The organism is Enterobacter sp. 168J2 (assembly GCF_034107265.1).
In the GTDB taxonomy this organism is placed as follows: Bacteria; Pseudomonadota; Gammaproteobacteria; order Enterobacterales; family Enterobacteriaceae; genus Enterobacter; species Enterobacter nematophilus.
In genome coordinates this window covers 163,202-184,588 of the sequence record NZ_JAWNEB010000001.1, presented here as the reverse complement: position 1 = coordinate 184,588, position 21,387 = coordinate 163,202, and the positions used below count along the sequence as shown (strand labels likewise).

The 21,387-nt window shown below is 55.0% G+C and carries 22 protein-coding genes and 3 tRNA genes; 8 read left to right on the top strand and 17 right to left on the bottom strand.

Features of this window, described 5'->3' with window-relative positions:
- Positions 1-23: 23 nt before the first annotated feature.
- From modF to gpmA, 6 genes are all read left to right on the top strand, one after another.
- Positions 24-1,496, top strand: coding sequence for a molybdate ABC transporter ATP-binding protein ModF (gene modF / locus USG84_RS00885; protein ID WP_253541266.1), 1,473 nt, complete (start codon positions 24-26; stop codon positions 1,494-1,496).
- Positions 1,497-1,696: 200 nt separating this feature from the next.
- Positions 1,697-2,713, top strand: coding sequence for a UDP-glucose 4-epimerase GalE (gene galE, locus USG84_RS00880; protein ID WP_151412753.1), 1,017 nt, complete (start codon positions 1,697-1,699; stop codon positions 2,711-2,713).
- Between the two features lie 9 nt (positions 2,714-2,722).
- Positions 2,723-3,769, top strand: coding sequence for a galactose-1-phosphate uridylyltransferase (galT, locus tag USG84_RS00875; protein ID WP_253541264.1), 1,047 nt, complete (start codon positions 2,723-2,725; stop codon positions 3,767-3,769).
- Positions 3,770-3,771: 2 nt separating this feature from the next.
- Positions 3,772-4,920, top strand: coding sequence for a galactokinase (gene galK, locus USG84_RS00870; protein WP_061098838.1), 1,149 nt, complete (start codon positions 3,772-3,774; stop codon positions 4,918-4,920).
- Positions 4,914-5,954: a galactose-1-epimerase gene (galM, locus tag USG84_RS00865; protein ID WP_061098839.1), complete on the top strand. Its 1,041-nt coding sequence runs from the start codon at positions 4,914-4,916 to the stop codon at positions 5,952-5,954. The genes galK and galM overlap by 7 nt, the downstream gene beginning before the upstream one ends.
- A gap of 206 nt (positions 5,955-6,160) precedes the next feature.
- Positions 6,161-6,913 (top strand): 2,3-diphosphoglycerate-dependent phosphoglycerate mutase, encoded by a 753-nt coding sequence (gene gpmA / locus USG84_RS00860; RefSeq protein ID WP_008501111.1) that lies wholly within the window; start codon positions 6,161-6,163, stop codon positions 6,911-6,913.
- Positions 6,914-6,974: 61 nt separating this feature from the next.
- On the opposite strand, the gene aroG is transcribed toward gpmA, so the two are convergent.
- A complete protein-coding gene (gene aroG, locus USG84_RS00855) occupies positions 6,975-8,027 on the bottom strand; it encodes a 3-deoxy-7-phosphoheptulonate synthase AroG (protein ID WP_151412752.1) in 1,053 nt (350 codons plus the stop codon).
- A 303-nt stretch (positions 8,028-8,330) separates the two neighbouring features.
- On the opposite strand from aroG, the gene USG84_RS00850 reads away from it, so the two are divergent.
- Both USG84_RS00850 and zitB read left to right on the top strand, forming a co-directional pair.
- A complete protein-coding gene (locus tag USG84_RS00850) occupies positions 8,331-8,711 on the top strand; it encodes a protein YbgS (RefSeq protein ID WP_045259933.1) in 381 nt (126 codons plus the stop codon).
- 105 nt (positions 8,712-8,816) lie between these two features.
- Entirely contained in the window at positions 8,817-9,755 is a 939-nt protein-coding gene (gene zitB / locus USG84_RS00845; RefSeq protein ID WP_320738104.1) for a CDF family zinc transporter ZitB, read from the top strand.
- On the opposite strand, the gene pnuC is transcribed toward zitB, so the two are convergent.
- The 16 genes from pnuC to cydA all read right to left on the bottom strand — a co-directional run bounded on the left by pnuC (position 9,752) and on the right by cydA (position 21,034).
- The gene (gene pnuC / locus USG84_RS00840; RefSeq protein ID WP_151412751.1) at positions 9,752-10,471 is read right to left on the bottom strand and encodes a nicotinamide riboside transporter PnuC; all 720 of its coding nucleotides are present in this window, start codon (positions 10,469-10,471) and stop codon (positions 9,752-9,754) included. The genes zitB and pnuC overlap by 4 nt on opposite strands.
- A gap of 23 nt (positions 10,472-10,494) precedes the next feature.
- The gene (gene nadA / locus USG84_RS00835) at positions 10,495-11,538 is read right to left on the bottom strand and encodes a quinolinate synthase NadA (protein ID WP_151412750.1); all 1,044 of its coding nucleotides are present in this window, start codon (positions 11,536-11,538) and stop codon (positions 10,495-10,497) included.
- Between the two features lie 191 nt (positions 11,539-11,729).
- Positions 11,730-11,805 (bottom strand) — tRNA-Lys (locus USG84_RS00830).
- 3 nt (positions 11,806-11,808) lie between these two features.
- A tRNA-Val gene (locus tag USG84_RS00825) sits at positions 11,809-11,884 on the bottom strand.
- Between the two features lie 27 nt (positions 11,885-11,911).
- Positions 11,912-11,987: transfer RNA gene (locus USG84_RS00820), tRNA-Lys, on the bottom strand.
- Positions 11,988-12,148: 161 nt separating this feature from the next.
- Entirely contained in the window at positions 12,149-12,943 is a 795-nt protein-coding gene (gene cpoB, locus USG84_RS00815) for a cell division protein CpoB (RefSeq protein ID WP_253541255.1), read from the bottom strand.
- A gap of 9 nt (positions 12,944-12,952) precedes the next feature.
- Entirely contained in the window at positions 12,953-13,474 is a 522-nt protein-coding gene (gene pal, locus USG84_RS00810) for a peptidoglycan-associated lipoprotein Pal (protein ID WP_003858578.1), read from the bottom strand.
- Between the two features lie 35 nt (positions 13,475-13,509).
- Positions 13,510-14,802, bottom strand: a complete 1,293-nt coding sequence (gene tolB, locus USG84_RS00805) for a Tol-Pal system beta propeller repeat protein TolB (protein WP_013097529.1) — start codon at positions 14,800-14,802, stop codon at positions 13,510-13,512.
- 134 nt (positions 14,803-14,936) lie between these two features.
- Positions 14,937-16,190, bottom strand: a complete 1,254-nt coding sequence (gene tolA / locus USG84_RS00800) for a cell envelope integrity protein TolA (RefSeq protein ID WP_061098844.1) — start codon at positions 16,188-16,190, stop codon at positions 14,937-14,939.
- Positions 16,191-16,218: 28 nt separating this feature from the next.
- Positions 16,219-16,647, bottom strand: coding sequence for a colicin uptake protein TolR (tolR, locus tag USG84_RS00795; RefSeq protein WP_003858589.1), 429 nt, complete (start codon positions 16,645-16,647; stop codon positions 16,219-16,221).
- A 3-nt stretch (positions 16,648-16,650) separates the two neighbouring features.
- Positions 16,651-17,343: a Tol-Pal system protein TolQ gene (gene tolQ / locus USG84_RS00790; RefSeq protein WP_008501101.1), complete on the bottom strand. Its 693-nt coding sequence runs from the start codon at positions 17,341-17,343 to the stop codon at positions 16,651-16,653.
- Positions 17,340-17,744, bottom strand: a complete 405-nt coding sequence (gene ybgC, locus USG84_RS00785; RefSeq protein WP_003858593.1) for a tol-pal system-associated acyl-CoA thioesterase — start codon at positions 17,742-17,744, stop codon at positions 17,340-17,342. The genes tolQ and ybgC overlap by 4 nt, the downstream gene beginning before the upstream one ends.
- A gap of 148 nt (positions 17,745-17,892) precedes the next feature.
- The gene (gene ybgE, locus USG84_RS00780; RefSeq protein ID WP_061098845.1) at positions 17,893-18,183 is read right to left on the bottom strand and encodes a cyd operon protein YbgE; all 291 of its coding nucleotides are present in this window, start codon (positions 18,181-18,183) and stop codon (positions 17,893-17,895) included.
- Complete coding sequence (gene cydX / locus USG84_RS00775) at positions 18,183-18,296, bottom strand: cytochrome bd-I oxidase subunit CydX (protein WP_151412749.1); 114 nt, start codon at positions 18,294-18,296, stop codon at positions 18,183-18,185. Before cydX ends, ybgE begins: the two co-directional genes overlap by 1 nt.
- A gap of 14 nt (positions 18,297-18,310) precedes the next feature.
- Positions 18,311-19,450: a cytochrome d ubiquinol oxidase subunit II gene (gene cydB / locus USG84_RS00770; RefSeq protein WP_028012386.1), complete on the bottom strand. Its 1,140-nt coding sequence runs from the start codon at positions 19,448-19,450 to the stop codon at positions 18,311-18,313.
- Positions 19,451-19,465: 15 nt separating this feature from the next.
- The gene (gene cydA / locus USG84_RS00765; protein ID WP_045261075.1) at positions 19,466-21,034 is read right to left on the bottom strand and encodes a cytochrome ubiquinol oxidase subunit I; all 1,569 of its coding nucleotides are present in this window, start codon (positions 21,032-21,034) and stop codon (positions 19,466-19,468) included.
- Positions 21,035-21,387 lie beyond the last annotated feature (353 nt).

Here is a 21,387-nt window from a genome sequence, read left to right as displayed (position 1 = left end):
TGCTGCAAAAAATGGGATACATCATGTCATCATTGCATATTTCGCAAGGTACGTTTCGTCTTAGCGATACCCGAACGCTGACGATTGCCGATCTGACAATACGCGCGGGTGAAAGCTGGGCGTTTGTCGGCACAAACGGCAGCGGTAAATCCGCGCTGGCCCGCGCGCTGGCGGGAGAGCTTCCCCTTCTCAAAGGCGAATGCCGGAGCGATTTCACGCGCCTGACGCGCCTGTCCTTTGAACAGCTGCAGAAGCTGGTCAGCGACGAGTGGCAGCGCAATAACACCGATTTGCTCAGTCCTGGCGAAGAAGATACCGGCCGCACGGCGGCGGAAATTATTCAGGATGAGGTGAAAGATCCCGCTCGCTGCCAGCATCTGGCCGAACAATTTGGCATTTCCGCGCTGCTGAACCGGCGGTTTAAATACCTCTCTACCGGCGAGACGCGGAAAACGCTGCTGTGCCAGGCGCTTATGGGCCAGCCGGAGCTGCTGATTCTGGATGAGCCCTTTGACGGGCTGGATGTCCACTCCCGCGCCCAGCTGGCCGCCCTGCTGGGCTCTCTGAATCAGGAAGGCTATACGATCGTACTGGTGCTGAACCGCTTTGATGAAATTCCTGATTTCGTGCAGAACGCGGGCGTGCTGGCAGACTGCAGCCTGATCGAAACCGGGGAAAAATCCGCCCTGCTCCGACAGGCGCTGATAGCCCAGCTTGCGCACAGCGAAAAGCTGGCGGGCATTGCGCTGCCGGAGCCCGACGCGCAGGCAGCACGCCACGGTCTCGATCCCCGGCAGCCGCTTATCGTTTTGCGCGACGGGGTGGTCTCCTATGATGACCGTCCGATCCTTAACCACCTCAGCTGGACGGTCAATCCTGGCGAACACTGGCAGATCGTCGGCCCCAACGGCGCGGGGAAATCCACGCTGCTGAGCCTGATCGTCGGCGATCACCCGCAGGGCTACAGCAACGATCTGACGCTGTTTGGCCGCCGTCGCGGCAGCGGCGAAACCATCTGGGATATCAAAAAGCACATCGGCTACGTCAGCAGCAGCCTGCATCTGGATTACCGGGTCAGTACCACGGTACGCAACGTGATCCTATCCGGGTATTTTGATTCCATCGGCATTTATCAGGCGGTGTCGGATAAACAGCACAAGCTGGCCCAGCAGTGGCTGGATATTCTGGGGATGGATAGCCGGGTGGCTGACGCGCCGTTTCATAGCCTGTCGTGGGGGCAGCAGCGCCTGGCACTGATCGTTCGCGCGCTGGTAAAACATCCTACGCTTCTGATCCTCGACGAGCCGCTGCAGGGGCTGGATCCGCTTAACCGACAGCTGGTCCGACGCTTTGTGGACGTGCTGATTAGCGAAGGTGAAACGCAACTGCTGTTCGTTTCACACCATGCCGAAGATGCCCCCGCCTGCATCACCCACCGCCTGGAGTTTGTCGCGAACGGCGAGGGATATCGTTACCTTCTCAGCAACGTTGGTTAACCACGGAGGGCGTTGCCCTCCTCTTTTCAGATAACTTGCATCAATACATCACTATCTCTTTGATCTAGAATGCGCTGAGTCATCAAAAAAGCGAGTGTAAAAACGAGTGTAAACGATTCCACTATTTTATCCCATGTCACACTTTTCGCGTCTCTGTTATGCTATGGTTATTACATACCATATGCCCAATGGAGCGAATTATGCGAGTTCTGGTAACAGGTGGTAGCGGTTACATCGGAAGTCATACCTGTGTGCAACTGCTGCAAAATGGTCACGATGTGATCGTCCTCGACAACCTGTGCAATAGTAAGCGCAGCGTGCTGCCGGTGATTGAACGTCTTGGCGGTAAACAGCCGACCTTCGTGGAAGGCGACATCCGCAACGAAGCGCTGATGACCGAGATCCTTCACGACCACGCCATCGAAGCGGTGATCCACTTCGCGGGTCTGAAAGCCGTAGGTGAATCCGTTGCGAAACCGCTTGAGTATTACGACAACAACGTCAACGGTACCCTGCGTCTGATCTCCGCCATGCGCGCGGCAAACGTCAAAAACTTTATCTTTAGCTCCTCCGCCACCGTCTATGGCGATCAGCCAAAAATTCCTTACGTTGAAAGCTTCCCGACCGGTACGCCGCAAAGCCCGTACGGCAAAAGCAAGCTGATGGTGGAGCAGATCCTGACCGACCTGCAAAAAGCCCAGCCGGAGTGGAGCATCGCCTTACTGCGCTACTTCAACCCGGTCGGCGCCCATCCGTCTGGCGATATGGGTGAAGATCCGCAGGGTATCCCGAACAACCTGATGCCGTACATCGCCCAGGTGGCGGTAGGCCGTCGCGAGTCGCTGGCCATTTTTGGTAATGACTATCCGACCGAAGACGGTACCGGCGTGCGTGACTATATTCACGTGATGGATTTAGCAGACGGCCACGTTGCGGCCATGCAGCAGCTGGCTGGCAAACCGGGCGTGCATATTTATAACCTCGGCGCCGGGGTCGGCAGCAGCGTGCTGGACGTAGTTAACGCCTTCAGCAAAGCCTGCGGAAAGCCGGTGAACTACCACTTCGCTCCGCGTCGTGATGGCGACCTGCCTGCTTACTGGGCCGATGCCACCAAAGCAGACAAAGAGCTTAACTGGCGTGTCACCCGCACGCTTGATGAAATGGCACAGGATACCTGGCACTGGCAGTCACGCCACCCGCAGGGTTATCCGGACTAAGGATCCGTCATGACTTCGTTTAATCCCGTCGATCATCCGCATCGTCGTTTTAACCCGCTAAGCGGGCAATGGATTTTGGTCTCTCCGCATCGCGCCAAGCGCCCCTGGCAGGGGGCGCAGGAGACGCCTGCAAAACAGACGCTGCCACAGCACGACCCGGACTGCTTCCTCTGTCCAGGCAACAAGCGCGTAACCGGGGATAAAAACCCGGACTACAAAGGCACCTTCGTGTTTACCAACGATTTTGCCGCCCTGATGACCGATACCCCGGACGCGCCCGCGAGCCACGACCCGCTGATGCGCTGCGAAAGCGCGCGCGGTACCAGCCGCGTGATCTGCTTCTCGCCCGATCACAGCAAAACGCTGCCGGAGCTGAGCGTGGACGCGCTGAAAGAGGTGGTCAGCACCTGGCAGGCGCAAACCGCTGAGCTGGGGCAGAGCTATCCGTGGGTGCAGGTGTTCGAAAACAAAGGCGCGGCGATGGGCTGCTCTAACCCGCATCCGCACGGCCAGATCTGGGCGAACAGCTTCCTGCCCAACGAAGCCGAGCGTGAAGACCGCCTGCAGAAGGCCTATTTCGCAGAAAACGGCTCACCCATGCTGGTGGACTACACCCAGCGCGAGCTGGCCGACGGCAGCCGTACAGTAGTGGAAACCGAACACTGGCTGGCGGTCGTGCCTTACTGGGCCGCCTGGCCGTTTGAAACGCTGCTGCTGCCGAAAGCGCACGTTCAGCGCATTACCGATCTCAGCGACGTGCAGCGCGACGACCTGGCGCTGGCGCTGAAAAAACTGACCAGCCGTTACGACAACCTGTTCCAGTGCTCCTTCCCGTACTCCATGGGCTGGCACGGCGCGCCGTTTAACGGTGAGGAGAATCAGCACTGGCAGCTGCACGCCCATTTCTATCCGCCGCTGCTGCGCTCTGCGACGGTGCGTAAATTTATGGTGGGCTATGAAATGCTGGCGGAAACCCAGCGTGACCTGACGGCGGAACAGGCGGCAGAGCGCCTGCGCGCCGTCAGCGACGTCCACTATCGCGAATCAGGAGTCTAAAAATGAGTCTGAAAGATAAAACACAATCCCTGTTTGCTGAGAAATTTGGCTACCCTGCCACCCACGTTATTCAGGCGCCTGGTCGCGTCAACCTGATCGGTGAACACACCGACTACAACGACGGCTTCGTGCTGCCGTGCGCCATCGATTACCAGACGGTCATCAGCTGCGCAAAGCGCGACGACCGCAAAGTCCGCGTCATTGCGGCGGATTACGGTAATGAGACGGACGAGTTTTCCCTCGACGCCCCGATTGTGACGCACGACGGCCAGCAGTGGTCTAACTACGTGCGCGGCGTGGTGAAGCATCTGCAGAAGCGCAACAAGAACTTTGGCGGTGCGGATTTAGTCATCAGCGGCAACGTGCCGCAGGGTGCGGGCTTAAGCTCGTCGGCCTCGCTCGAAGTGGCCGTGGGAACCGTCTTTCAGCAGCTGTATCATCTGCCGCTGGACGGGGCGCAAATCGCCCTGAACGGTCAGGAAGCGGAAAACCAGTTCGTGGGCTGCAACTGCGGCATCATGGACCAGCTGATCTCCGCGCTGGGCAAAAAAGAGCACGCGCTGCTGATCGACTGCCGCTCGCTTGGCACCAAAGCCGTTCCGCTGCCAAAAGGCGCGGCCGTGGTAATCATCAACAGCAACTTTAAACGCACGCTGGTGGGCAGCGAGTACAACACCCGCCGCGAACAGTGCGAAACCGGCGCGCGCTTCTTCCAGCAGCCTGCCCTGCGCGACGTGACGCTCAATGAATTTAACAAAGTGGCGCACGAGCTGGATCCTGTCGTCGCCAGACGCGTGCGCCACGTGCTGACGGAGAACGCCCGTACCGTTGAAGCCGCCTCCGCGCTGGCGAAAGGCGACCTGAAGCGCATGGGTGAGCTGATGGCGGAATCTCACGCCTCCATGCGCGATGATTTTGAAATCACCGTGCCGCAGATCGACACCCTGGTTGACATTGTGAAAGCGGTCATTGGCGACAAAGGCGGCGTGCGCATGACGGGCGGCGGCTTTGGTGGCTGCATCGTCGCGCTGGTGCCTGAAGAGCTGGTCCCTGCCGTCCAGGACGCCGTAGAGAAGCAGTACGAAGCGAAAACGGGCATCAAAGAAACGTTCTATGTATGTAAAGCATCACAAGGAGCCGGACAGTGCTAAACGAAACACCTACCCTCGCACCGGATGGTCTGCCGTATCGCCTGTTAACCCTGCGCAACAGCGCGGGGATGGTGGTTACGCTTATGGACTGGGGTGCGACCCTGCTTTCAGCCCGCGTACCGATGCCGGACGGCAGCGTGCGCGAAACCCTGCTCGGCTGCGCCTCGCCCGAGCAGTACGTGAATCAGTCTGCCTATCTGGGCGCGTCCGTCGGGCGCTATGCCAACCGCATCGCGAAGAGCCGCTTTGAGCTCGACGGCGTGCAGTATCCCCTGCTGCCAAGCCAGGGGGAGAACCAGCTGCACGGCGGCCCGGACGGGTTTGATAAACGCCGCTGGAAAATTGTTCGTCAAAACGACGGCGAAGTGCTGTTCTCGCTGGATTCGCTTGATGGCGATCAGGGCTTCCCGGGGAACCTTACCGCCTCCGCGCGCTTTACGCTGACGGACGACAACCGTATCGCCATTGAATACCGTGCGACGGTCGACAAGCCGTGCCCGGTCAACCTGACTAACCATGCCTACTTCAATCTCGACGGCAACCAGTGCGACGTACGTAACCACAAGCTGCAGATCCTGGCGGACGCGTATCTGCCGGTTGACGAGACGGGCATTCCATATCAGGGGCTGAAGGACGTGAGCGGGACCAGCTTTGATTTCCGCAGCGCTAAGGCTATCGCCGAGGATTTCCTGAGCGATGACGATCAGCGCAAGGTGAAAGGCTACGACCACGCGTTCCTGCTGCAGGCCAAAGGTGATGTGAAGCAGCCTGCCGCACAGGTCTGGTCCAGCGATGAGAAGCTGCAGATGACGGTGTATACCACCGCTCCTGCCCTGCAATTCTACTCGGGCAACTACCTCGGCGGCACGACGGCACGCGAACACGATGAGTACAGCGACTGGCAGGGCCTTGCATTAGAGAGCGAGTTCCTGCCGGACAGCCCGAATCATCCTGAATGGCCGCAGCCGGACTGCGTGCTGCGCCCCGGTGGAGAGTACATTAGCGTGACGGAATACCATTTTATTCCAAAATGATTTCCAGCCCTCCCATCGGAGGGCTTTTTTCTGCGCGTCTTGCTGAAAATAGCGCCGATCGCAGACAAAATCATAACCCTGAATTCACAAGCATCTTACACTCAGAGACTATTTTCGCTATGGTTAGGGTTAAGCGTTGCTGCTGGCACGGCCACAGCAATATAATGAGAATTGTTATCATTCTAAAAATGCTTGAGGAGTAAGAGATGGCTATTACTAAGCTGGTCCTGGTGCGTCACGGCGAAAGCCAGTGGAACAACGAAAACCGCTTTACCGGTTGGTACGACGTTGATCTGTCCGAGAAAGGCGTAAGCGAAGCAAAAGCAGCAGGTAAACTGCTGAAGGAAGAAGGCTTCAGCTTTGATTTTGCTTACACCTCTGTGCTGAAACGTGCCATCCACACCCTGTGGAACGTGCTGGACGAACTGGATCAGGCCTGGCTGCCGGTTGAGAAATCCTGGAAACTGAACGAGCGTCACTACGGTGCGCTGCAGGGCCTGAACAAAGCGGAAACCGCTGAGAAATACGGTGACGAGCAGGTTAAACAGTGGCGTCGCGGCTTCGCGGTAACCCCACCAGAGCTGACCAAAGATGACGAGCGCTATCCGGGCCACGACCCGCGCTACGCGAAACTGACCGACGCTGAGCTGCCAACCACCGAGAGCCTGGCGCTGACCATCGACCGCGTTGTGCCTTACTGGAACGAAACCATTCTGCCACGCCTGAAAAGCGGCGAGCGCGTCATCATCGCTGCTCACGGTAACTCCCTGCGCGCGCTGGTGAAATACCTGGACAACATGGGCGAAGACGAGATCCTCGAACTGAACATCCCAACTGGCGTACCGCTGGTGTATGAGTTCGACGAAAACTTCAAGCCAATCAAACACTATTACCTGGGTAACGCGGACGAAATCGCAGCGAAAGCAGCGGCTGTCGCGAACCAGGGTAAAGCGAAGTAATTTTCGCCGGACGAAAAAAAAGCGCGGAGCCTTCCGCGCTTTTTTATTTGTGCGTTAAGACTCAGCCGCGGCGCGCTTTTACCGCATTCGCCAGCTGACGCAGGATGGCATCGGTATCGTCCCAGCCAATGCAGGCATCGGTAACGCTTTTGCCATACACCAGCGGCTCGCTGCCTTCCAGGTTCTGGTTACCTTCAACCAGATGGCTTTCAATCATCACCCCAATTACCGCCTTCTCACCGTTGGCGATCTGCTGACAGACGTCAGTCCCCACTTCCATCTGCTTTTTGAACTGCTTGCTGGAGTTGGCGTGGCTGAAGTCGATCATCACCTGCGGCGGCAGCCCGGCTTTTTCCAGCCCGGCCTTCACCTCTGCCACGTGTTTTGCACTGTAGTTTGGCTCTTTGCCGCCGCGCAGAATGATATGGCAATCACCGTTACCGCTGGTGTTAACGATGGCGGAGTGACCCCATTTGGTCACGGACAGGAAGCAGTGCGGCGCACCCGCGGCGTTGATGGCGTCGATAGCCACCTTAATGGTGCCGTCAGTGCCGTTTTTGAAGCCCACCGGGCAAGAGAGACCGGAAGCCAGCTCGCGGTGTACCTGAGATTCAGTGGTGCGCGCACCAATCGCGCCCCAGCTCATCAGGTCTGCCAGGTATTGTGGCGTAATCATATCCAGGAACTCGCCGGCAGCAGGCAGGCCGCTGTCGTTGATCTCCAGCAGCAGTTTGCGCGCAATGCGCAGGCCGTCGTTGATCTGGAAGCTGTTATCCATATGCGGATCGTTAATCAGCCCTTTCCAGCCCACGGTCGTGCGCGGTTTTTCAAAATAGACGCGCATAACGATTTCCAGCTCGTCCTTCAACTCTTCACGCAGGGTGAGCAGACGCGCCGCATACTCTTTCGCGGCGGCAGGATCGTGAATGGAGCACGGGCCAATCACCACCAGAAGACGATCGTCATTACCTTTCAGGATCTTGTGGATCGCTTTACGAGCATGAGAAACCGTGTTTGCGGCATTTTCAGTGGCGGGGAATTTCTCAAGGAGTGCTACAGGAGGTAATAACTCATTGATCTCTTTAATGCGTAAATCGTCGTTCTGATAATTCATCTTCTTTCCAGCTCTGCCATATCTTTAGTAATGAAAGCAATCCTTTCAATCTATCTTGTCGACCAGGAAGTGTAAACACGGTTTTACACTTCACGCAGATAATTCCTGGAATTCGCCTAAAAATCGCCACAAAATAGCGAAAAATGAGATCTAACCTAAGCTTTTTAACTGTAACAACCATTTTTAAACGCTTAAACGCGATTCCCTACTGACGTAAGTCCGTAAGGCGGAATCTTTCGCCTCTAAAAAGATGCACTGTTGGAGAATGTTATCCAGCGTAACGACAAGAACAGGAGCACCATCATGAAAATGACAAAACTGACCACCCTCTTCCTGACTGCCACACTCACCCTTGCCAGCGGCAGCGTCCTGGCCGCAGAAACGGGTGCTTCAGACAGCAACGGTGATGCCAATGCGGCAGCAGCGGCAGGCCAGGTTGCGCCTGATGCGAAACAGAATATCGCCCCGAATAATGTCGATAACAGCCAGATCAATACCGGCAATACCAACACCGGCGGCACCATGCTGCATCCGAACGGTAGTGCTTCTGACACCATGAATCATGACAATATGAGCTCGGATGAGGTTCATAAGAACTCGATGTGTAAGGACGGCAAATGTCCCGATCCGAACGACAAAGTGGGTAACGACGCCAATACCAAAACTGACGGCACAACTCAGTAATTCTGGATGCGTTAAGTGCGAAAGGAGAGCCCAGGCTCTCCTTTCTTTTTGGAGTAACCTGTTAAAAACGCTACACTAAAATAATAACGAATCAGGAAAGCAGACATGGCGCACACCCACTCACACCCCTCTTCTCCCGGCAACGATAACGCAAAACGACTTATGCTGGCCTTTGGCGTTACGGCCACTTTTATGGTTATCGAGGTCATTGGCGGCCTGGTTTCCGGCTCGCTGGCGCTGCTGGCTGATGCCGGACATATGCTGACCGATGCCGCAGCGCTGCTTTTCGCCCTGCTGGCGGTGCAGTTTGCTCGCCGCCCGCCCAACGCGCGCCATACCTTCGGCTGGCTGAGGCTGACCACCCTTGCCGCGTTTATTAACGCCATCGCGCTGGTGGTTATTACTGTTCTTATCGTCTGGGAAGCCGTACAGCGTTTCAGGCACCCGCAGCCCATCGCCGGGACGACAATGATGGTAATTGCCGTGGCGGGGCTGCTGGCAAATATTCTGGCGTTCTGGATTTTGCATCGCGGCAGCGGGGAAAAGAACCTCAACGTGCGCGCTGCGGCTCTGCACGTGCTGGGGGATTTGCTCGGTTCAGTTGGGGCGATTGTCGCCGCGCTGGTGATCCTCTATACCGGCTGGACGCCCGTTGACCCGATTCTCTCCGTGCTGGTGTCGTGTCTGGTCTTGCGCAGCGCCTGGCAACTGCTGAAGGAGAGCGTCAATGAACTGCTGGAAGGGGCACCGGCATCCATGAACATTGACGAGCTTAAGCGCAACCTGCGCCGTACTGTCCCGGAAGTACGTAACGTTCATCACGTACACGTCTGGCTGGTGGGCGAGAAACCGGTTATGACATTACACGTCCAGGTGATCCCGCCGCACGACCACGATGCGCTGCTCGAACGCATCCAGCACTTTCTTGAACATCACTATGAGATTGGTCACGCCACCATCCAGATGGAGTATCAGCCCTGTAGCGGGCCGGACTGCCACCTTAACGAGGCGCAGCCCGACCATTCACATCATCACCACCATTAGCTTGATAGCGCGTGTGAGCCACGCTCACGCGCGCTCTTGATCCACATCCGGCTGCCGTTCAGGGCAATGAAGGTCAGCAGCAGATATTCCAGCGACATGGCATAAACGCCCTGAAGGGCAAAAATCACCACGCTGATGACGTTGATGATGACCCACAGCAGCCAGTTCTCAACGTATTTACGGGTCATCAGGACCATCGCCGCGATCGACAGCACCATCATGCAGGAATCCCAGAACGGGAAGGCATCCGGCTGAAGCTCCGGCATCGTCACGTTGAGGCCCATAGCGGACATGACCGAAACGGCAACGCGGGTCAGAAACGCAAACACCGGGTTGATGTAGACGGTCATCAAACCAATGGCAACCACGCAGGCAACGAACCAGGCGATGGCTTTCGGCAGGGGCAGCCAGCGGATCTGCAGCTCAGCCTCCTGCTGGCTGTTCTGCCGGGACCAGGCGTACCAGCCGTAAATATTGGCGGCGAAGAAAAACAGCTGCAAAAGCAGGCTGGCGTACAGCTGGATCTGGAAGAAGATAATCGCAAACAGCGTGACGTTAATCAGCCCGAACGCATAGTTGCCGATCTTCTCCAGGCTTGCCAGCCAGATGCACAGCAAACCCGCCAGCGTGCCTATGGCTTCAATCCATGACAGGTCATAGCCACCTGCACCAATCGGTATATGAACCAGAATGTTCTGCGTGCTAAAAAAATCCATCTTTTCCCCAGGGCGTCTTTGAATTAAGTACGTAGTGTAGCCGCAAAATCCAGCATGCGGTTAAGCGGAATTAACGCACCTTCACGCAGGGCGGCATCGACATGGATTTCATGCGCCGCACCGCCTGTCTCGAGCCCTTCAGCAATCGCTTTCAGGCCGTTCATCGCCATCCACGGGCAATGCGCGCAGCTGCGGCACGTTGCGCCCTCGCCCGCCGTTGGCGCTTCCAGCAGCTCTTTCTCCGGTACGGCCTGCTGCATCTTATAGAAGATACCGCGATCGGTCGCGACGATGAGCTGCTTGTGCGGCAGCGTCCTGGCCGCGTTGATAAGCTGGCTGGTTGAACCAACCGCATCGGCCATATCGACAATCGACTGCGGTGATTCAGGATGAACAAGAATGGCTGCGTCAGGATAAAGCGCTTTCATGCGGGACAGCGCCTGGGTCTTAAATTCGTCGTGCACAATGCATGCGCCCTGCCAGCAGAGAACGTCAGCGCCGGTCTGTTTCTGAACATACTTGCCAAGATGGCGGTCCGGGGCCCAGATAATTTTCTCACCCAGGCTGTCCAGATGCTCAATCAGCTCAACGGCGATGCTCGACGTAACCACCCAGTCTGCGCGCGCTTTTACCGCCGCGGAGGTGTTGGCGTAAACCACCACGGTCCGGTCAGGATGGGCATCGCAGAAGGCTGTGAATTCGTCAATCGGGCAGCCTAGATCGAGCGAACATTCCGCATTGAGCGTCGGCATCAGAATGGTTTTTTCCGGGCTGAGAATTTTTGCCGTTTCGCCCATAAAACGCACGCCTGCAACCAGCAGCGTGGAAGCGGGATGTTTTGCACCGAAGCGGGCCATCTCCAGTGAATCAGAAATACAGCCCCCGGTCTCTTCCGCCAGCTGCTGAATTTCCGGGTCGGTATAGTAATGGGCCACCATCACCGCATCGCGCTCTTTGAGAAGCAGTTTGATCTTCTCGCGGTAGAATTGTTTTTCATCCTGGCTTAATGGCACAGGCTTTGGCGGAAAAGGATAGATTGCGGCTTCTGGATCAAACATCACGCTCATTATGGCTTCTCGTTTTACTGGCTTAACAATATTGCCTTTCTTTTGCCTGACAAAGCAAAATGCGCGGCAATTGTGTTTTATATACTAAACAAGATAGCGAATCTGAAGTGAAAAGTCACCGGGAATAGATGGGAGGAGCATTTGTTGTACGGCAGATAGCAAAAAAGCGCCTTTAGGGCGCTTTTTAACATTGGTGGGTCGTGCAGGATTCGAACCTGCGACCAATTGATTAAAAGTCAACTGCTCTACCAACTGAGCTAACGACCCGAGTGGTGGGTGATGACGGGCTCGAACCGCCGACCCCCTCCGTGTAAAGGAGATGCTCTACCAACTGAGCTAATCACCCACTCTGTACTGCCGGTAATGCGTTAAGTGGTGGGTCGTGCAGGATTCGAACCTGCGACCAATTGATTAAAAGTCAACTGCTCTACCAACTGAGCTAACGACCCACTTTTAAGCTGTTTTCACGTTGTTTGATATCCCGTGGCAACGGCGGCATATATTACTGATTTAAGAATTCAGCGCAACAAAAATTTCGATGAAGATCACTTAACTGCTTACGAATCATGCTGCACGACCAGAAATAACGCGATTTCTGGTCATGCGATAATCATCCCATCGAATTCAGGCGTTTTTGCGCCTGCTTAGCACCTTCGGTGCCCGGGAATTTTGCGACCACCTGCTGATAAACCGCTTTGGCTTTCGCCGTGTCGCCTTTGTCCTGCATGATCACGCCAACTTTGTACATCGCATCTGGCGCTTTCGGCGATTTCGGGTAATTTTTCACCACAGAGGCAAAATAAAACGCCGCATCGTCCTTTTTACCCTTGTTGTAATTCAACTGACCGAGCCAGTAATTGGCGTTTGGCTGGTAGGTTGAATCAGGGTATTTCTTAACAAAGTTCTGAAACGCAGCTATCGCGTCATCCTGACGAGATTGATCCTGCACCAGGGCAATGGCCGCATTGTAATCCGTATTCGCGTCACCGCTCTGTACAGGCGCCCCTGTTGACGCTGAAGCATCAGCAGACGGCGCAGGTGTGGAGGTTGCCGCGCCGCTCTGATCGCCTGCCGCTGGCTGTGCTGCTGCACCACCGCTGCTCAGGCTATCTATCTGCAATAAAATCTGCTTCTGACGTTCCACAACCTGGTTAAGCTGATACTGGCTTTCCTGAATCTGGCCGCGGAGAGAGTCAATATCGTTTTGGTTATCGGAAAGTTGCTGCTGGAGTTGGGTTAAAAGCTGACTGTGAGCGTTAGAAATACGCTCGAGCTGAGTGACCCGGTCTTCTACCGAGCCTGAGCCGACACTACTGATTGGTGCCTGAGCAAAAGCGGCCCAGGGGGCCGCTATTCCAACCAGTAACGACAGACTCAACAGATGATGTCTGAAGTTACTGCTCATGCAATTCTCTTAGTAAACCAGTACGGCACGACGGTTTTTGGAGTAAGCCGCTTCGTCGTGACCCAGTACTGCAGGTTTTTCTTTACCGTAAGAAACGATGGAGATCTGGTCAGCAGAAACGCCTTTACCCTGCAGGTACATCTTAACGGCGTTAGCACGACGTTCACCCAGGGAGATGTTGTACTCTGGAGTACCACGTTCGTCCGCGTGACCTTCTACGGTGACTTTGTAAGATGGGTTGCTACGCAGGAAGTTAGCGTGAGCATCCAGCATCGCAGCGAAGTCAGAACGGATGTCGTATTTATCCAGATCGAAGTAAACGATGTTGTTCTGCTGCAGCTGCTGCATCTGAAGACGCGCTTGCTCTTCAGAAGACATGTTGCCATTGCCGTTCGCGTCCATACCGGTACCGGCACCCATCATGCCTTCGCCGCTCTGGTCATTGCTGGCGTTCTTGTTAGAAGAACACGCTGCGATTGCCATTACAGGCAGAGCGATCATCAGCCCCTTCAGCACTTTGTTCAGTTGCATTTCTATGATTCCTTTAGTAATCAATTAATTATTATTTACAGATACGGCGACCAGGCAGGTGATTTTACCTGTCCATCAGTGGCCGGAATACGCGCTTTGAAACGCCCATCTGTAGAAACCAGATTCAGCACAGATCCCATCCCCTGAGAAGAGCTGTAGATTACCATAGTGCCGTTAGGTGCCAGACTTGGCGTTTCATCCAGGAACGTTGACGACAGAACTTGGACGCCACCCGCTACCAGATCTTGTTTGGCAATGTGCTGCTGCCCACCGTTGGAGCTGACCATTACCATGAATTTACCGTCGCTGCTCACGTCTGCGTTCTGGTTCTGCGAACCTTCCCAGGTAATACGCTGCGGAGCACCGCCGTTGATGTTCACTTTATAGATTTGTGGACGGCCGGCCTGGTCAGAGGTAAACGCCAGGTTTTGGCTGTCCGGGAACCATGATGGTTCAGTGTTGTTGCTGCGACCGTCGGTCACCTGACGGATCTGGCCGGAGCCAATGTCCATCACGTACAGGTTCAGGCTACCGGTTTTAGACAGCGCAAACGCCAGTTTAGACCCATCTGGAGAGAAGGAAGGCGCACCGTTGTGACGTGGGAACGACGCTACCTGACGCACCGCACCGTTAGCCAGCGTCTGGATAACCAGCGCAGAACGACCGCTCTCGAAGGTCACGTAGGCCAGTTTAGACCCGTCCGGAGACCAGGCTGGAGACATCAGCGGCTGTGAAGAGCGTTTCACCAGGAACTGGTTGTAACCGTCGTAGTCAGAGACGCGCAGCTCGTACGGGAACTGACCACCGTTGGTCTGCACCACATAAGCAATACGGGTACGGAACGCACCTTTAATGCCGGTCAGCTTTTCGAACACCGCGTCGCTGGCCGCGTGTGCCGCGTAGCGCAGGTACTGTTTAGTGACCTTGTAAGAGTTCTGTGCCAGAACGGTACCCGGTGCACCGCCGGTATCAACCAGCTGCCAGGCCACGTTGTAAGAACCGTCCGGGTTAGGCGTAACCTGACCCACAACCACCGCATCAATACCCAGCGCAGACCATGCTGCAGGCTGTACTTCCTGCGCGCTGCCCGGCTGCTGAGGCAGACGAGAACGATCTAACGGGTTGAATTTACCGCTGTTACGCAGGTCAGCCGCCACGATGCCGCCGGCATCTTCAGGTGCAGCGCCAGGACCGGCCCACTGGAACGGAACAACACCGATTGGACGTGCCGAGTCCACCCCCTGGGTGATCTCGATACGTACTTCTGCGTGCAGGACTGCTGCCCACAGCATTAAAAAACTAAATGCTACACGTAATGCCTGCTTCATCATATCTCCCTTATCCGGGTAACCTTACCCACGATAATTTAGCAGAATGTTAACAAACTCAAATAGACAAAACTACCAGAACCCTGTGACTAAACCTGGTCTATTTTTCCCCGTTTGCACGGGGAAAATGTAACTTAAGGTTTGAAGTCCAGCGGCGCATTTTTGAAGACTTCGTAGACTGCCTGAGAAGGCGGTTTAGGCATCTTCGCCTGACGCGCTGCAGCCAGAGCCGCAGTACATAAAGCCGGGTCGCCACCTTCAGACTTAATATCAAGCAGCATGCCGTCCGGAGCCAGTTTTATACGCAGCGTACACGTTTTACCGGCATAGGAAGACGCATCATAGAACCGGCTTTCAATCGCCGATTTAATCTGCGCGGCATAGCCGTTGATTTCAGCCCCTGTCGCACCGTTACTCTTAGTGTTACCACTTCCGGTCGGCGCTGCGTTGTTTCCTTTCGCACCACCGCCCGTTTTCGGTGCATTCTTACCGGAGCTTAAGTCGCCCAGCAGATCGTCAACCCCTGCGGCGGCAGCGGCTTTTTCAGCGGCAGCAGCCTTTTTGGCAGCCGCTTTTTCAGCAGCAGCTTTCTTATCGGCAGCAGCCTTCTCGGCTGCAGCTTTTTTATCAGCAGCGGCTTTTTCAGCGGCGGCAGCTTTTTCTGCAGCAGCCTTCTCAGCCGCAGCGGCTTTCTTCGCAGCCTCGGCAGCCGCTTTCTTCTCTGCTTCCTGAGCGGCTTTCTTCGCGGCTTCGGCTTCAGCTTTCTTCTGAGCGTCAGCAGCGGCTTTCTTCGCGGCTTCCGCTTCGGCTTTCTTCTGAGCATCCGCAGCGGCTTTCTTCGCGGCTTCCGCCTCAGCTTTCTTCTGGGCATCGGCAGCCGCTTTCTTCGCCGCTTCTGCCGCTAATTTCGCCTGGGCATCAGCCTGCGCTTTGGCATCCGCTGCGGCTTTTGCTGCCGCCGCTTCCGCCTGCTTTTGCTGTTCCTGCGCTTTCTTCGCGGCCTCTTCGGCTTGCTTCTGCTGTTCCGCCTGCGCTTTCGCGGCTTCCTGCGCCTGCAAACGTTCTTTCTCAAGCTGCTTCAAACGCTCCTGCTCGGCGGCCTGCTTTTCACGCAGCTCTTCCGCCTGCTGTTGCGCCTGTTTTTCACGCTGCTCTTCAGCCCGTTTGGCACTCGCCTTCTGCTGTTGTTCGCGATTATAGTTTTGCACTACCGCACCGGGATCCACCATTACGGCGTCAATGGAAGATCCCCCACCGCCGCCTGCTGATGCATCAATATGCTCGTCGAACGAACTCCAGATCAGCGCTGCAAAAAGAATCACGTGCAGCACTGCGGAGACGATTATCGCTCGCTTAAGCTTGTCGTTCTGTTCGGTTGCCTTTGACACTATCGGTTCCCAAAAACTACGCGGATGATCAAATAGGTTGAGTCATTAAGCCAACTGACTTAACACCCGCACTATGTAGCAAGTTCAGCGCTTTAATAATTTCATCGTAAGGTACGTCTTTCGCGCCACCGATCAAGAAGACCGTTTTCGGATTTGATTCCAGGCGACGCTGCGCCTCAGCAATCACCTGCTCGGGTGGAAGCTGATCCATACGATCTTTTTCTACCACCACGCTGTACTGCCCTACGCCGGAAACTTCAATGATGACCGGAGGATCGTCATTGGTGCTCACCGCCTGTGATTCTGTCGCATCCGGCAGATCGACTTCCACGCTCTGGGTGATGATCGGCGCTGTCGCCATGAAGATCAGCAGCAGTACCAGCAGGACGTCCAGCAGTGGAACGATATTGATTTCGGACTTGAGCTCGCGACGACCTCGTCCACGCGATCTGGCCATGGTTTACCCCTTGTTGCTCTCGGTGCTGGTAAACGCCTGACGGTGCAGAATCGCGGTGAACTCTTCCATAAAGTTGTCGTAGTTCAGTTCCAGTTTGTTCACGCGCTGGTTCAGACGGTTGTAAGCCATTACCGCCGGGATTGCCGCAAACAGACCGATAGCGGTCGCAATCAGTGCTTCAGCGATACCCGGTGCAACCATCTGCAACGTCGCCTGCTTCACCGCGCCCAGCGCGATAAAGGCGTGCATGATCCCCCACACGGTACCAAACAGACCGATATACGGGCTGATGGAGCCGACGGTACCGAGGAAAGGAATGTGCGTTTCAAGGTTTTCCAGTTCACGGTTCATGGAGATACGCATCGCACGCGAGGCCCCTTCCACAACCGCTTCCGGCGCATGATTGTTTGCCCGATGCAGGCGAGCAAACTCTTTGAATCCGCTATAGAAGATTTGCTCGGAGCCGGTCAGGTTTTCACGACGTCCCTGGCTCTCCTGATACAGACGAGAAAGCTCAATACCCGACCAGAACTTATCTTCAAACGCTTCCGCTTCACGGCCAGCAGCATTGAGGATACGCGTTCTCTGGATAATGATGGCCCAGGATGCGATTGAAAAACCAATCAAAATCAACATGATAAGTTTAACCAGAAGGCTTGCCTTCAGGAACAAATCAAGGATATTCATGTCAGTCACTGCTTAAACTCCGCGACAATAGACTTAGGAAGCGCACGAGGCTTCATTATGGTTGGATCAACACAAACAATCAGTACTTCAGCTGAGTTCAGTACGGTGTTCTCTGCGTTGACTATCCGCTGCGTGAATACCAGTGAGGTCCCGCGCATTGATGTAATTTCAGTTTGGACTTCGAGCATATCGTCGAGTCTGGCAGGCGCAAAATACTCAAGCGTCATCTTGCGTACCACGAAGGCAACTCGCTCAGCCAACAGCACCTGTTGACTAAAGTGATGATGGCGCAGCATCTCTGTGCGTGCCCGTTCATAAAAAGCAACGTAGCTGGCGTGGTAAACCACACCACCGGCATCGGTATCTTCGTAATAGACACGAACCGGCCATCGAAACAGCGTTGTATTCACTTTACATCCCGGTAATGCAATAAAAGTTGGAGCTTTCAAACTTCGCTACTATACGCGCGGGAAAGATGGTTTGGAATGGGAGAAAGTAAACGGAGAGTAAATTTTTATGGGCTCGGGTAAGCCCATAACGTTAACGGACATTTCTTATTCAGAAGAAGAAGAAAATCAGACCTGCGAGGAGAACCAGGTCGGCAATGAGCGGGCAGAAGATACCCTGCCAGTGGACCGCTCTCGGACGAAAGCCCACGCCGTGGATCACCCCAGCACAAACCGCCCACATGATGAGGAAGCCGTGCCAGATCTCAAGCTCGCTGGTCTTTGCCGCAAAGCGCGACGGGTCCCAGAAGATACAGCCTGCCAGCAGTAATGCCATCACTAAAGAAAGCGCCCGTAACGGGCGCTTATCCATTACCGCGTAAAGCTTCGCGATAATATTCATCAGTGTTTTTCTTCACCCGTTTTGGTCGCTTCTACGTGCTCAAGCGCCAGGGCAGTGATGACACCAAAAGCACAGGCAAGAAGCGTCCCTAAAATCCATGCGAAATACCACATATTCAGCTCCTTACTTAGTACATAGAGTGGGTGTTGCTTTCGATATGTTCTTTAGTGATACGACCGAACATTTTCCAGTAACACCAGATGGTGTATGCCAGAACAATCGGAACGAACACGCAAGCAACGTAAGTCATTAAGTTCAGCGTCATATGGCTGGAGGTTGCATCCCACATGGTCAGACTAGCATTCAGCATGGTGCTGGATGGCATGACGAATGGGAACATGGCAATACCCGCCGTCAGGATGATGCACGCCAGCGTCAGTGAAGAGAACACGAACGCCAGAGCACCTTTCTCCAGACGAGACGTCAGCACGGTCAGCAGCGGCAGCAGCACGCCCAGAGCCGGGATCGCCCACAGCGCAGGGGTATTGTTGAAGTTCACCAGCCATGCGCCAGCCTGACGCGCCACTTCTTTGGTCAGCGGGTTAGACGGTGCCGAGTGGTTGATAGCAGACGTCACCACGTAACCATCAATACCGTACACCACCCACACGCCTGCCAGAGCGAAGCAGACCAGGGTCACCAGTGCCGCAACCTGTGCAGTAGCACGAGAACGCAGGTGCAGTTCACCGACAGTACGCATCTGCAGGTAAGTTGCGCCCTGAGTGATGATCATCGCCACGCTCACCACGCCGGCCAGCAGGCCAAACGGATTCAGCAGCTGGAAGAAGTTACCGGTGTAGTAAAGACGCATATATTCGTCGAGGTGGAACGGTACGCCCTGCAGCAGGTTACCGAACGCTACGCCAATCACCAGCGGTGGAACGAAGCTACCAATGAAGATGCCCCAGTCCCACATGTTGCGCCAGCGGGTATCTTCAATCTTGGAACGGTAGTCGAAACCAACCGGACGGAAGAATAAAGAGGCCAGCACCAGAATCATCGCCACATAGAAGCCGGAGAACGCAGCCGCGTAGACCATCGGCCAGGCAGCGAACAGCGCGCCGCCTGCGGTGATCAGCCACACCTGGTTACCGTCCCAGTGAGGGGCGATGGAGTTAATCATGATTCGACGCTCGGTGTCATTACGGCCTAGGAAACGGGTGAGCATCCCCACCCCCATGTCGAAACCATCCGTGACGGCGAAACCGATCAGCAGAACGCCAACCAGCAGCCACCAGATAAAACGCAATACTTCATAATCGATCATTTGATGACTCCTGTCTTAGCGTGCCGGCTGAGTAGTCGCAGTGGACTGCTCGTAGTGATAGCGACCGGTTTTCAGGCTGCTTGGGCCAAGGCGCGCGAACTTGAACATCAGGAACAGTTCAGCCACCAGGAACAGGGTGTACAGACCACAGATCAGCAGCATGGAGAAGATCAGGTCGCCTGCCGTCAGGGAAGAGTTCGCGACCGCCGTTGGCAGCACCTCACCAATCGCCCATGGCTGACGGCCGTACTCTGCAACAAACCAGCCGGACTCAATCGCGATCCACGGCAGTGGAATACCGTACAGCGCGGTGCGCAGCAGCCATTTTTTCTCGCCGATGCGGTTACGAATCACGGACCAGAAGGACGCCGCAATGATCAGCAGCATGATGATGCCGCAGCCCACCATGATACGGAATGCGAAGTACAGTGGCGCAACGCGTGGAATCGAGTCTTTGGTCGCCATCTGAATCTGTGCTTCCGTCGCGTCAGAAACGTTCGGGGTATAACGCTTCAGCAGCAGACCGTAGCCCAGGTCTTTCTTCACGTCGTTAAATTGATCGCGAACGGCCTGGTCGGTAGAGCCGGCACGCAGCTGTTCCAGCAGCGAGTAAGCCTTCATACCGTTACGGATACGCTCTTCGTGCTGAACCATCAGCTCTTTCAGACCCGTTACCTGCTTATCGACAGAACGGGTTGCGATGATACCCAGCGCGTAAGGAATTTGAATGGCGAAGCGGTTTTCCTGCGCGTCCTGATCGGGAATACCGAACAGCGTAAAGGCAGCAGGCGCCGGTTGGGTTTCCCATTCAGCTTCGATAGCGGCCAGTTTGGTTTTCTGCACGTCGCCCATTTCGTAACCGGATTCATCACCCAGAACGATAACGGAGAGGATTGCAGCCATACCGAAGCTTGCTGCGATAGCAAAGGAGCGCTTGGCAAACGCGAAGTCACGACCGCGCAGCATGTAGTAGGAGCTGATACCCAGCACGAACATCGCGCCGCACACGTAGCCAGATGCGACGGTGTGAACAAATTTAACCTGAGCGACCGGGTTCAGAACCAGCTCGGCAAAGCTGACCATCTCCATACGCATGGTTTCGAAGTTGAAGTCAGACGCGATCGGGTTCTGCATCCAGCCGTTCGCCACCAGGATCCACAGCGCGGACAGGTTCGAACCTAATGCCACCAGCCAGGTTACGGCCATGTGCTGGACTTTACCCAGACGGTCCCAGCCGAAGAAGAACAGACCTACAAAGGTGGATTCGAGGAAGAAGGCCATCAGACCTTCAATGGCCAGCGGCGCACCGAAGATATCCCCTACATAGTGGGAATAGTAAGACCAGTTAGTCCCGAACTGGAACTCCATGGTCAAACCGGTTGCCACGCCCAGCGCAAAGTTGATACCAAACAACTTGCCCCAGAACTTGGTCATATCTTTATAAATCTGTTTGCCGGAGAGGACGTAAACCGTTTCCATGATTGCCAGCAGGAACGCCATACCGAGCGTCAGTGGCACAAACAGGAAGTGGTACATCGCGGTCAAGGCAAACTGTAAGCGCGACAGTTCGACTACGTCTAACATTATGACTCCTTGCTCATCGCATGAAGACTCCGAGAGTGAACCCCGTCAGAGAGAGATCCACACGCATGCCCCAATACAAATTATTCGCATCCTGGTCGTCGTTATTACCCTGGAGAAGGATAAAAACGATGACGACAGGTTACAAATAGGTTAATAAAAAACTCAAATTGATCCCGCAAATATAATACGCTGCAAAACCCTTACAATAAACAGGTTTTTATTGAATCACATTTACGTTTTTCGACGGCGATCAATTTATAGCAAAATTACCACTTTTCGGCCATTTTGATCGGGGACAATTTAGCGCTTTTCAGCATCTTTTTCCAAGCATTAAACTTTGATTTAAATCAAAA